This is a genomic window from Nocardia sp. Root136 (assembly GCF_001427185.1).
Lineage (GTDB): Bacteria > Actinomycetota > Actinomycetes > Mycobacteriales > Mycobacteriaceae > Nocardia > Nocardia salmonicida.
In genome coordinates, this window is sequence record NZ_LMFE01000010.1 from 563,994 (window position 1) to 576,997 (window position 13,004).

General features: G+C 63.1%; 7 protein-coding genes and 2 rRNA genes. 2 read left to right on the top strand and 7 right to left on the bottom strand.

Annotated elements, in window-relative coordinates:
• Nucleotides 1-58 precede the first annotated feature (58 nt).
• The gene (locus tag ASD42_RS27615) at nt 59-1,570 is read left to right on the top strand and encodes an LCP family protein (RefSeq protein ID WP_056821906.1); all 1,512 of its coding nucleotides are present in this window, start codon (nt 59-61) and stop codon (nt 1,568-1,570) included.
• Nucleotides 1,571-1,621: 51 nt separating this feature from the next.
• On the opposite strand, the gene fadD32 is transcribed toward ASD42_RS27615, so the two are convergent.
• Nucleotides 1,622-3,502 carry a long-chain-fatty-acid--AMP ligase FadD32 gene (fadD32, locus tag ASD42_RS27620; protein ID WP_156677608.1) on the bottom strand — a complete coding sequence of 627 codons (1,881 nt, stop codon included), beginning with the start codon at nt 3,500-3,502 and terminating at the stop codon, nt 1,622-1,624.
• A 58-nt stretch (nt 3,503-3,560) separates the two neighbouring features.
• Nucleotides 3,561-4,808, bottom strand: a complete 1,248-nt coding sequence (locus tag ASD42_RS27625; protein WP_255284545.1) for a KasA/KasB family beta-ketoacyl-ACP synthase — start codon at nt 4,806-4,808, stop codon at nt 3,561-3,563.
• Between the two features lie 201 nt (nt 4,809-5,009).
• Here ASD42_RS27625 and ASD42_RS27630 point away from each other — a divergent pair, with 201 nt between their 5' ends.
• Entirely contained in the window at nt 5,010-6,002 is a 993-nt protein-coding gene (locus ASD42_RS27630; protein ID WP_056821772.1) for an acyl-ACP desaturase, read from the top strand.
• An 18-nt stretch (nt 6,003-6,020) separates the two neighbouring features.
• On the opposite strand, the gene ASD42_RS27635 is transcribed toward ASD42_RS27630, so the two are convergent.
• From ASD42_RS27635 to ASD42_RS34040, 5 genes are all read right to left on the bottom strand, one after another.
• A complete protein-coding gene (locus ASD42_RS27635) occupies nt 6,021-7,313 on the bottom strand; it encodes a sensor domain-containing diguanylate cyclase (protein ID WP_235569845.1) in 1,293 nt (430 codons plus the stop codon).
• A gap of 35 nt (nt 7,314-7,348) precedes the next feature.
• Complete coding sequence (locus ASD42_RS27640) at nt 7,349-8,158, bottom strand: SAM-dependent methyltransferase (RefSeq protein ID WP_056821776.1); 810 nt, start codon at nt 8,156-8,158, stop codon at nt 7,349-7,351.
• 252 nt (nt 8,159-8,410) lie between these two features.
• A complete protein-coding gene (locus ASD42_RS27645) occupies nt 8,411-9,079 on the bottom strand; it encodes a YdcF family protein (protein WP_056821778.1) in 669 nt (222 codons plus the stop codon).
• Nucleotides 9,080-9,188: 109 nt separating this feature from the next.
• Nucleotides 9,189-9,305 (bottom strand): 5S ribosomal RNA (gene rrf / locus ASD42_RS27650).
• Nucleotides 9,306-9,428: 123 nt separating this feature from the next.
• A 23S ribosomal RNA gene (locus ASD42_RS34040) occupies nt 9,429-12,797 on the bottom strand.
• Nucleotides 12,798-13,004 lie beyond the last annotated feature (207 nt).

Genomic DNA, 13,004 nt, shown 5'->3' on the forward strand with positions numbered 1-13,004 from the left:
TCCGGTGGGGGCGCCCCGGGAGACGACACGGCGGGGGCCACAGCGCGTCGGCAGTCACATCGTCGACCACCGCGCGCCCCGGCGTGGACGCGCCCGCCGCGCCGGATTGATCATGGCCAGGATGCTCGTGGCGACGACGGCGCTGGCGGTACTCGCGGGCACCGGCCTCGCCTGGTCGGCCAAGCAAGACTTCGATTCCGGCTTCACTCATTCCACCGCGATCGGTGAGGACGCGCCGCGTTCGGGCGGCGGCGCCGTCAACATCCTGCTGATCGGCTTGGACACCCGCAAAGACCTCAACGGCAACGACCTGCCGAAGGAGATTCTCGACCAGTTGCACGCCGGTGACGGCACCGAGGGCGGCTACAACGCGAATTCGCTGATTCTGCTCCACATTCCGGCCGACGTGAGCAAGGTCGTTGCCTTCTCCATCCCGCGTGACGACTACGTTCCGGTAACCGGCATCCCCGGGTACCAGCAGATCAAGATCAAAGAGGCGTACGGCCTGAAGAAGGCCGCGGTGCAAGCGAAGTTGATCGAGCAGGGCGAGAAGGATCCGGTGGTGCTGGAGCGCCGCGGCCGTGAGGCCGGACGCGCGTCCATCGTCACCACCGTCCGCAATCTCGTCGGCGTGCCGATCGACCGCTTCGCCGAGATCTCCCTGGCGGGCTTCTACGACCTGGCCACCGCGCTGAACGGCGTCGACGTCTGCCTCAACCACGCCGTCGACGACAGCGAGTTCTCCGGTGCGGTCTTCCCCGCGGGCAGGCAGCATCTCAACGGTTCGCAGGCCCTCGCGTTCGTTCGCCAACGCCACGGCCTGCTCAACGGCGACCTCGATCGCACCCACCGCCAGCAGGCGTTTCTCACCTCGGTCGCCAAGTCGCTCAAAGACTCAGGAACGCTCACCAACCTGAGCAAGCTGTCGGCGCTGATGGATGTGGCGCACCGCGATGTGGTGCTCTCCGACGGCTGGAATCTGTTCGACTTCGCCCGCGACCTCGGCGCCGCCGGGTCGGTGCCGGTGGAGTTCCACACGCTGCCGGTGCTGCGCTACGACGTGATCGACGGTCAGGACGTGAACATCGTCGACCCGGCCGCGATCAAACGGGAGGTCCGGGCAGCTTTCGGCCAGGAAGTACCGAAAACCTCTACCACGGCCCCGATTCCGACGAGCGTGGTGGATGTGCACAATGTGGGCTCGGCGAGCGGTCAGGCCGCGGCGCTCTCGGCCGCGCTGACAACCCGCGGCTACGGTGCGGGCGTGATCGGCAACGGTGACTCGAGCGACGGTCAGTATTCGACCATCACCTACGGCCTCGGCGCCGAAGACGACGCGCGCGCAGTGGCGGAACTCCTCGGTGGACTACCGGTGGCCGCGTCGCCGTCGGTGGAGGACGGACGGGTCCGGATCGCCCTCGGCGCCGACTTCACCCTGCCCACCGAGCTGAGCACGACCACGTCGACGACCACACCCCCGACCACCACGACGTCCGGATCGACGCCACTGCCCGACGCGGGGAAACCGCTGTCCACCACTATCGACAGCACCATCCCCTGCGTCAACTGAGCTGCCCGGTGACACGTTCGGCCACCGGAATATCCAGTGGCCGAACGGTCCTCACTCCTCCGGAGCGTCCGGATACGCCTGCTGCCGGTATCCACCGCGCAGCGTGCCGTCCAGATACGCGGCCTTGCAGGCGCGTCGGGCGATCTTGCCGCTCGACGTCCGCGGAATAGACCCCGCGGGCACCAGCAGCAGATCCCGCACCATCACCCCGTGCCTGCGCGCGATGGCCGCACGCACCGTGTCCGTGATCGGCTCCGGCTCGAGTTTCGCCGCGCCCGTGCCTCTTTCGGCGACGATCACCAATTGCTCCGCCGCCGGATCGGACGCGGGCCCGGCCTCGAGCACCGGCGCGGGCAGTTGGCCCGCCTGCACCGAGAAAGCCGCGATGAAACCGGGGCGCAGGGCGGTACTGGCTTCCTGCGCCGAGTACTCGAGATCCTGCGGATAGTGGTTACGCCCGTCGACGATCACCAAATCCTTCACGCGCCCGGTGATGAACAGCTCGCCACCGTGATAGGCGCCGTAATCGCCGGTCCGCATCCACTTCGCGTCATCGGGCGCACCCTCGGCGCGACTACCGACCGGCATACGCGCGATCACCCGGTTGTGGAAGGTTTCCTCGGTCTCCGCCGGCCGCCCCCAGTACCCGATGCCCATATTGTCACCGTGCAACCAGATCTCGCCGACCTCGCCGTCGCGGCGCTCGATCCCGGTACCGGGATCGACGATCACCGCCCACTGCGACCGCGCGACGTGTCCGCACGACACCTGCGCCACCGCGTTCGCGGCATGCTCGTCGCACTCCACCATCCGGCCGTCGTTCAGCTGGCCACGATCGACGTAGACCACGCGCGCCTCGTCATCGCGCTTGGTCGCCGAGACGAACAGCGTTGCCTCGGCCATCCCGTAGCACGGCTTGATCGCGGTCTTGGACAGCCCGTACGGCGCGAAAGCCTCGTTGAACTTGCGCATCGAGGCCACCGACACCGGCTCGCTGCCGTTGATCAGGCCGATCACATTCGACAGGTCGAGGCTTTCGTCACCCTTGGGCAACCCGCGCATCGCCGCGTGTTCGAAGGCGAAGTTCGGTGCCGCCGAATAGATTTCGGCACCGTCGGCCTGTGCGGCCAGTTCCTTGATCCAGCGCGCGGGCCTGCGCACGAACGCGCTCGGCGACATGATGGTGATGAACTTGCCGCCGATGGTCGGCAGGATCACCGTGAGCAGCCCCATGTCGTGGAACAGCGGCAGCCAGGTGACCCCACGCGCGTTCTCGGTGATCCCGATGGCATCGATCATCTGCAGCAGGTTGGTCCCCACCGAGCGGTGGGTGATCTCGACACCGGCGGGCACCCGAGTGGATCCCGAGGTGTACTGCAGGTAGGCCACGCTGTCGATATTGATGTCGGGCCTGCGCCACCGTGTGCCGACGGTGTCGGGAATCGCCTCGACCGCGATGATCCTCGGCCGTTGCGCGGCGGGCTGTTCACGGAAGAATTTGCGCACCCCCGCGGCCGCGCTGCCGACGGTGAGCACCGCGGCGGGTTCGCAGTCGCCGAGGACGGCGTGCAGCCGGTCGCTGTGCCCCTGCTCCTCCGGATCGAACAGTGGCACAGCCACATTCCCCGCGTACACCGCCGCGAACAGCGCGACGACGTAGTCCAGCCCCTGCGGCGCCAGCACCGCCACCCGGTCGCCGGGCTTTGTCACCTGCTGCAATCGCGCGGCAACCGCGCGCAGCCGCACGCCGAATTCGCGCCAGGTCAGTTCCTGGTATTCCCCCTCACGTTCGGTTGAGTAGTCGATGAAGCGGTAGGCCAGGTCGTCCCCGTTGGCCTCGCTGTGTTTGTCGACGAAGTCGATCAAGGTCTGATCGCCGGGAATCCGGATAGTCCCCAGTTCGTCTACATAGTCGTCGAAAGTCTCGCCGATCATTCCCAATCCTTTTCAACGCACATTGACTCCGAACCCGCCACGGATAGGCGAATCGTCAATACCGCCCGAACGAGATCGCCACGTTGTGACCGCCGAAACCGAAGGAGTTGTTCACCGCGTAATCGATGCGACCGCGCCGCGCCTGACCCGATACGACGTCCAAATCGATAGCGGGGTCCTGATTGTCCAGATTCAGGGTCGGCGGAACGATACTGTCGCGCACGCTGAGCACGGTCAGTACCGATTCGAGCGCACCGACCGCGCCGATCGAATGCCCGAGTGCCGATTTCGGCGCGTACACCGAGGCGTGCGAGCCGATGGCCTTGGCGATCGCATTGGCCTCGGCGGTGTCGCCGATCGGGGTCGCGGTGGCGTGGGCATTGATGTGAGTGACGTCGGTGCGGCTGATCCCGCCGGTCTGCATCGCCCGCGTCATCGCCCGCGCGGCGCCGGTGCCCTCGGGATCCGGTGCCACGAGGTGGAATCCGTCGGAGGTGACGCCCGCGCCGAGCAGGCGCGCGTGGATCGTCGCGCCACGCGCCTTGGCGTGCTCCTCGGTCTCGATCACCATCATCGCGCCGGCCTCGCCGAAGACGAACCCGTCGCGGTCCGCGTCGAAGGGCCGCGAGGCGGCCTTGGGATCGTCGTTGCGGGTGCTCATAGCCCGCATCTGCGTGAACGCCGCGATCGGCACCGCCTGGATGGAACCCTCGACACCACCGGTGACCACGATGTCGGCATCGCCCATCACGATCATCCGCCACGCGTTGGCGATGGCCTCCGAGCCCGACGAGCAGGCCGAAACGGGCGTGGAAACCCCCGCGCGCGCACCCAATTCGATGCCGACGCAGGCCGCGGGGCCGTTGGGCATGATGGCCTGCACGGTGAGCGGGGAGACCTTGCGATAGCCGCCGTTGCGGAGCCGGTCGCGGGCGTAGATCAGCGATTCCGCGCCGCCGAGGCCGGTGCCGATCGAGACGCCGAGCCGGTCGCGGTCCACTTCGGGACTACCCGCGTTGCGCCACACCTCGCGGCCGAGGACCACCGCCATCTGTTCGACGTAGGACAGTTTGCGCGCCTCTTCGCGGGTGAGCGAGAGGGTGGGCGACACTTTCAGGTGGCCGCCGATCCGCACCGGAAGTTCGAAGTCGTCGATGAAGGAGTCTTCCAAGACGTCGATTCCGCTCTCGCCGTTGAGCAGACCTTTCCAGGTCGAGTCGACGTCGCCCGCGATCGACGTGGTCGCCGCCAGGCTCGTGACCACGATGTCCGTCATAATTTTTCGCTCACTCTCTCTAGCTATGCCACGACTGAACGGGAACCGCTGATGGAGCTGAACTGGTGGAGCGTATATGCACACGACGCGACGCGCCCAAATTCCGAACAGTGCCGAGGAGCACCGTGTCGTTTCCAGGCGCGATGCGCCGGGTCTATTGTGACGACGGGCAACACTACCGGACCGACGCAACTCTCGCTTTTCACTAACCGGAAAGGGCTAACGAGCGTGGCCAGGAACCTGACCCAACTGGAACTACTGATCGAGCTGGAACCCATCGCCGCGAGCAATGTAAACCGCCATCTTTCGATGGCCAAGGACTGGCACCCGCACGATTATGTGCCGTGGGACCGCGGCCGCAACTTCGCGGCCATGGGCGGAATCGATTGGGACCCAGAACAATCCGCCCTCAGCGAACTCGCCAAGGCGGCGATGGTCACCAACCTGCTCACCGAGGACAACCTGCCCTCCTACCACCGTGAGATCGCCGAGAACTTCTCCAAGGACGGCGCCTGGGGCACCTGGGTAGGCCGCTGGACCGCCGAGGAGAACCGGCACGGGATCGTCCTGCGCGACTACCTCGTGGTGACCCGTGGGGTCGACCCGGTCGCGCTCGAGCAGGCACGAATGATCCACATGACCAACGGATATTCGGCGATGGCCGTCGTGGACGACAAGGCGCCGGGCTTCGACATCCACACCTCGACCGGTGCCGGATTCTTGTTCTCCGTCGCGTATGTGACCTTCCAGGAACTGGCCACCAGGGTCAGCCACCGCAATACCGGTCGCGTCTGCGACGATCCGATCGCCGACCGCATGCTCGCCCGCATCGCCGCCGACGAGAACCTGCACATGATCTTCTACCGCAACCTGTGCGCCGCCTCGCTCGACCTGGCCCCCGACCAGACCATCGAGGCGATCAACACCATCGTGCAGAACTTCCAGATGCCCGGCGCGGGCATGCCGGGCTGGCGGCGCAACGGCGTGCTGATGGCCAAGCACGGCATCTACGACCTGCGCCAGCATCTGGAGGAGGTCCTGATGCCGGTGTTGCGTAAGTGGGAAATCTTCGAGCGCAACGACTTCGGTGCGCGCGGCGAGCGAGCTCGCGAGGATCTGGCGGCATTCCTCGAGCGACTGCGCGGGGACGTGTCACGCTTCGAGGAACAGCGGGACCGCTCACTCGCACGGGCGGCGGAGCGCCGGCGCGAAACGGTCTGATCGATTCCGGCCCGGCCGCTACCGGGCCGGATCGCGGCGCGCGTCGTTCTTGTTGCGATACATCGCCGCGTCGGCCGCGTGCACCAATTCGTCTACGGCGCCGGGCAATTGATCGAAGAAGGCGACCCCGATACTGGCGCCGACGGCGAGCGTGTGTCCGTCCACCGCCAGTGGCTCGGTCAGGGCGGTCAGCAGCTCGTCAGCCAGCTTCGCCAATTGCGCTTCACCGGAGCAGTTCTCGACCAGCACGAGGAACTCGTCGCCGCCGATGCGGGCGGCGAACGCGTCGGCCGGGCGCACCGCGTCGCGCATCCGGTCGGCCACGACCTGCAGCACACGGTCCCCGATCGTGTGGCCCCACAGGTCGTTGATCTCCTTGAAGCCGTCCAGATCGAGGTAGCAGACCCCGATCGGGGATGTCGCGTCGGCGAGTCTGTTGAACAGGTGCGGGCGGTTCGGCAGGCCGGTGAGCGCGTCGTGATTGGCGTCGTGCCACAGGCGGTCGGCGAGCTGCTTGCGCTCGGTGACATCGACCGCGACGCCGATCAGGAACTCGATACTGCCGTCGGTTCCGCGCACCGCCGACATCGACAGGTCGATCGCGGTGACCCGGCCGTCGGTGTGCAGGTGCTCGGTCTCGGTGCGGAAGCTCTCGGATTCGCCCGCGACCATGTGCTGGAGTTGTTCGAACGCGAAGTTCAGGTTGTGGGGGCCGAGGATATCGGCCACGGTCCGGCCCGGCATCGTCTCCGGGGTCCGGCCGAGCATCTGGGCCATGGTGGCATTGCAGTTCACCACCTGACCGGACATGTCGACGGTGCCGATACCGACGAGAGCGCCGTCGAAAACCGCCTCGAAACGGGCTTCCGACAGTGCTCGGCGGTTCTCGGCTTCCTGCGCCGCGGCGAGCACGGCGGCCAGCGTTGCCTCCTGCTCGGCCAGCGCGGCGGCCCGCAGCGCCGCGGTGAAGCCTGCCGCGAAGTCGGCGGCCAGCCGGATCGCCCGGTCGCGGATCCGCGGCAGCGCGGGGTCGCTGGGGCCCTCGGAGGCGATCTCGACCAGATCGGCGCAGATCACCGGTACCGAACGGCTGACCGCCGCCGGATCACGGTAGTTGGCGGCGACCAGCATCCGAGCGGCCCGGCGCGCGATATCGGGATCGTCCCCGCCGCGCGCCGCGTCGATCAGACCGGTACAGAGAGCGGCCAGCATGTCCTCGATCTGCGAGCGGTTGAGGGTAGGAGCTACAACGCCGTCGAGGGCATCCGCCCACCGCTGCGCCAGCTCCCACGACCCCACTGCTTCATCCACCTGTCATCGTCTATCGCACCGCCATGTCAGGCGGTCTACTTCTTGATCGCGACTCCACCCAGGCCTAGTGAACGGCCGGGCTTCTCGTGCTGATCACGCGCGGACTCGGGCCGCCACAGCGGCAGCTCGACAACGCCGGGCTCGACCGAATCCCATCCCTCGAACAGTGCGACGATCTGATCCTTGGACCGGAAATGAATTCCGACCTTGGACTGGTTCACCGAGTGCGTACCCAGTTTACCGGCGTCATCAGGCCGAAGCTCGGACGTGAGATGTGAAATGGCTATGAAACTACCCGGTACCACAGCTTCCCGCAGCGCGGTCACCTTACCGACCGGATCGTCGACGTCGGGCACCAGATGCAACACCGCGATCAGCAGCAATCCCAGCGGCTCGTCGAAGTCGATGAGCCCGGTCCCGCGCACGGCGTCGACCAGGTCGGCGGACTTGCGCAAGTCGGCTTCGATCGCGCCCGCACGTTCGTTGCCCTGCAGGATGGTTCGCGCATGGGCGACCGCCACCGGGTCGATATCGACGTAGAGCACCCGCGCCTCCGGGTCGAGCTCGTGCACGATCTCGTGCACATTGCCCGCGGTGGGGATGCCCGACCCGATGTCGAGGAACTGCCGGATTCCCGAATCGAGCATGAAACGGACAGCACGGCGCAGGAACGCGCGATTGCTCAGGGCCAGCCGAGGTAGGTCGGGGACGAGCTTGATCGCTGTCTCCGCGGCATCCCGGTCGACGGCGAAATTGTGCGAACCACCGAGCAGAGCGTCGTACATCCGAGCCGGGCTCGGATACTGCATATCGACACCCTCCGGCGCCCACAGTGGCCTGTCCATCGAAATCCCCTATCTGCCATACACCGACAGCGCCATCGCAACCCGCGATGACGCCAGTCGCATAGTAAACGGCGTCACCGACATCGGCGCGGCTATCGGTTAGCGGGGGTCACTTACTACCTCTCTGTGCCCTATGCGTTACTTCTCCGTGCCGTACGGCTGGGCCCAACAAACCGCCTGGGATCCGGACATGCATTGCTTCACTGTGCCGTACGGCTGGGCCCAACAAACCGTCTGGGACCAGGACATGCATTACTTCACTGTGCCGTACGGCTGGGCCCACAGGGGGGCTACGTCCGGTGTCATCGTGGCGACTACCGGGATGCCGGCGGCCAGGAAATTGTCCAGGGCTCGGCGCATGTGGTCGGCAGAGGTGATGAGGACGGCTTTGTGCACGCCGAGGGCTTCCATCATGCGCGCCGAGAACTCCGCGTTCTGCACCGTGGTGCCTGCCTCGGTCTCGGCGTGCAGCCGGTGCCCGGCGATGCCGCGAACATTGAGCCAGTCGGCCATCACCTGAGCCTCGGTGACACCGTTGCGCGGGTTTCCACCGGTGACGATCACCGGGGACTCGGGTGACATGTAGGCCTGAATCAGGGCCGCATGCAAACGATTACCCAATTCGGCCCGCATCGTGCCGTCGGGCAGCAGCCCGTATCCGAGCACCACGATCGCCGTCTCGGGCCCGTAGGTCGCAGGCAGCTCGATGCCCGCTATGCCGGCGATCGAATCGACCACACCGATCAGCGGATCAGGCGCGGCGGCGCCGGAGGGTGCGGTAACGACGATCGTCGCGATCAGCGCGGCGGGCAGCACGAGCGCGGCCGCGCCACGACACAGAGTCCGATGAGTGCAGAACCAGTCCATGGTGACCTCCCGAAGCGACGTCGCATCATCGTCGCTCACCGGGACTTCACGCATGGAGGTTTTCTGAAATGTTGATGATTCGGATTGCGCGCCCCGGTGCAGGGGTCATACTGGAACGCAAAAAGGCCCTCCAACCGAAGTTGGAGGGCCTTTCGCAATGATGTTCCGGCAGTGTCCTACTCTCCCACACCCTGTCGAGTGCAGTACCATCGGCGCAGGTGGCCTTAGCTTCCGGGTTCGGAATGGGACCGGGCGTTTCCCCACCGCTATAACTACCGTAACTCTATGAAACTAGACAGCGCTCCCCMACCAACACACCCCATATCTATCTATGGGACCTGTTGATCAGGTTTGCTGCAGTGTCTGTTGTTTCAGAAACCGCACAGTGGACGCGTAACACCTTYGTAGTAAGCCCTCGGCCTATTAGTACCAGTCACCTACACCAGTTACCTGGCTTCCAATTCTGGCCTATCAACCCCATGGTCTGTAGGGGGCCTTAACCCATCAAGTGGGAGAGAAACCTCATCTTGGAACAGGCTTCCCGCTTAGATGCTTTCAGCGGTTATCCCTTCCGAACGTAGCCAACCAGCAGTGCTCCTGGCGGAACAACTGGCACACCAGAGGTTCGTCCGTCCCGGTCCTCTCGTACTAGGGACAGCCTTCCTCAAGTTTCTTACGCGCGCGGCGGATAGAGACCGAACTGTCTCACGACGTTCTAAACCCAGCTCGCGTGCCGCTTTAATGGGCGAACAGCCCAACCCTTGGGACCTACTCCAGCCCCAGGATGCGACGAGCCGACATCGAGGTGCCAAACCATCCCGTCGATATGGACTCTTGGGGAAGATCAGCCTGTTATCCCCGGGGTACCTTTTATCCGTTGAGCGACACCGCTTCCACTTGCCGGTGCCGGATCACTAGTCCCGACTTTCGTCCCTGCTCGACCTGTCAGTCTCACAGTCAAGCTCCCTTGTGCACTTGCACTCAACACCTGATTGCCAACCAGGCTGAGGGAACCTTTGGGCGCCTCCGTTACATTTTGGGAGGCAACCGCCCCAGTTAAACTACCCACCAGGCACTGTCCCTGAACCAGATCATGGTCCGAGGTTAGAAGTCCAATACGATCAGAGTGGTATTTCAACGACGACTCCACCCGAACTAGCGTCCGAGCTTCACAGTCTCCCACCTATCCTACACAAACCGTACCGAACACCAATACCAAGCTATAGTGAAGGTCCCGGGGTCTTTTCGTCCTGCCGCGCGTAACGAGCATCTTTACTCGTAATGCAATTTCGCCGAGTCTGTGGTTGAGACAGCAGAGAAGTCGTTACGCCATTCGTGCAGGTCGGAACTTACCCGACAAGGAATTTCGCTACCTTAGGATGGTTATAGTTACCACCGCCGTTTACCGGGGCTTAAATTCTCAGCTTCGCCCTTACAGGCTAACCGGTCCTCTTAACCTTCCGGCACCGGGCAGGCGTCAGTCCGTATACATCGTCTTACGACTTCGCACGGACCTGTGTTTTTAGTAAACAGTCGCTTCTCTCTGGTCTCTGCGACCCCACCCAGCTCCAGGTGTAAAACCCTTCACCAGGCGTGGTCCCCCTTCTCCCGAAGTTACGGGGGCATTTTGCCGAGTTCCTTAACCACAGTTCTCTCGATCGCCTTAGTATTCTCTACCTGACCACCTGTGTCGGTTTGGGGTACGGGCCGTGTACCAGCTCGCTAGAGGCTTTTCTCGGCAGCATAGGATCACTGAATTCCCCTCAACGGGTACGCATCACCTCTCAGGCTWMATGMWSKGCGGATTTGCCTACMSWWCGCCCTACAGGCTTACACCAGGTATTCCATCACCTGGCCCAGCTACCTTCCTGCGTCACCCCATCGCTTACCTACTACAGTCAGGGTCCTGTGCAGCCGTCACCCCTCTCACCCGAAGGCTCGATAAGACAACATTTGGACAGTTAGCACAACTGATTCAGCATTGGGCGCGGATACACGGGTACGGGAATATCAACCCGTTGTCCATCGACTACGCCTGTCGGCCTCGCCTTAGGTCCCGACTCACCCTGGGCGGATTAACCTGGCCCAGGAACCCTTGGTCATTCGGCGGACGAGTTTCTCACTCGTCTTTCGCTACTCATGCCTGCATTCTCACTCCCGTGGCCTCCACAGCTAGTTCACACTGCTGCTTCCACGGCCACAGGACGCTCCCCTACCCATCCACACACCTGGCCCCAACCACTACAGTTGAGACGGGCTATTGYGTGAATGCCGCGGCTTCGGCGGTGTACTTGAGCCCCGCTACATTGTCGGCGCAGGATCACTTGACCAGTGAGCTATTACGCACTCTTTCAAGGGTGGCTGCTTCTAAGCCAACCTCCTGGTTGTCTAAGCGACCCCACATCCTTTTCCACTTAGTACACGCTTAGGGGCCTTAGCCGGCGATCTGGGCTGTTTCCCTCTCGACTACGAAGCTTATCCCCCGCAGTCTCACTGCCACGCTCTCACACACCGGCATTCGGAGTTTGGCTGACTTCGGTAAGCTTGTAGGCCCCCTAGGCCATCCAGTAGCTCTACCTCCGGTGTGAAACACGTGACGCTGCACCTAAATGCATTTCGGGGAGAACCAGCTATCACGGAGTTTGATTGGCCTTTCACCCCTACCCACAGCTCATCCCCTCAGTTTTCAACCTAAGTGGGTTCGGGCCTCCACGACGTCTTACCGTCGCTTCACCCTGGCCATGGGTAGATCACTCCGCTTCGGGTCCATAATGTGCGACTMAATTTCGCCCTATTCAGACTCGCTTTCGCTACGGCTACCCCTCGACGGGTTAACCTCGCCACACACCGATGACTCGCAGGCTCATTCTTCAAAAGGCACGCCATCACCCCACACAACAAGTTGCGAAGGCTTTGACGGATTGTAAGCGCACGGTTTCAGGTACTATTTCACTCCCCTCCCGGGGTACTTTTCACCTTTCCCTCACGGTACTAGTCCGCTATCGGTCACCAGGGAGTATTCAGGCTTACCGGGTGGTCCCGGCAGATTCACAGCAGATTTCACGGGCCCGCTGCTACTCGGGTACGGTACTAGTCCGCTATCGGTCACCAGGGAGTATTCAGGCTTACCGGGTGGTCCCGGCAGATTCACAGCAGATTTCACGGGCCCGCTGCTACTCGGGAGACATCCACAACAGCCAAGAAGTTTTCGTTTACCGGACTATCACCGTCTATGGCAGGCCGTTCCAGACCACTTCAACTAACCACTTGGTTTCTTACTGTTGCTCAACTCGGCAGAGTTGAGAAGAATGTTCCCACTACCCCAGCTAGACAACAACTGCCGTCTATCACATCTAACTGGTTTAGCCTCATCCGCTTTCGCTCGCCACTACTCACGGAATCACTGTTGTTTTCTCTTCCTGTGGGTACTGAGATGTTTCACTTCCCCACGTTCCCTCTCTTCACACTGGGTACGACCTTGTCGACATCGGCGGNGGTTTAGCCTCATCCGCTTTCGCTCGCCACTACTCACGGAATCACTGTTGTTTTCTCTTCCTGTGGGTACTGAGATGTTTCACTTCCCCACGTTCCCTCCACACACCCTATATATTCAGATGCGGGTAACACGACATCACTCGTGCTGGGTTTCCCCATTCGGAAATCCTCGGATCTCAGCTCGGTTGACAGCTCCCCGAGGCTTATCGCAGCCTCCTACGTCCTTCATCGGCTCCTGGTGCCAAGGCATCCACCGTACGCTCTTAAACACTTACTAACAAAGATGCTCGCGTCCACTGTGCAGTTCTCAAACAACACACCCCAGAAAGTTCCGTACCCAGACCTACCCAACCTTGCGGCCGGCGGTTTCGAGGAAAACTCTCTCGGATCGTTTGYTTTGCCTTGAAAGCACACTCGCGTGTTCTTTCAGGACCCAACAGTGTGTCGATATATTCACCGCGATATCGGACTGAGCCGACACCAT

What these genes read in the sequence shown, in the direction of transcription:
- ASD42_RS27640 (WP_056821776.1), bottom strand. Translation starts at nt 8,158, where the DNA reads ATGGACAGGCCACTGTGGGCGCCGGAGGGTGTCGATATGCAGTATCCG.
- ASD42_RS27645 (WP_056821778.1), bottom strand. Translation starts at nt 9,079, where the DNA reads ATGCGTGAAGTCCCGGTGAGCGACGATGATGCGACGTCGCTTCGGGAG.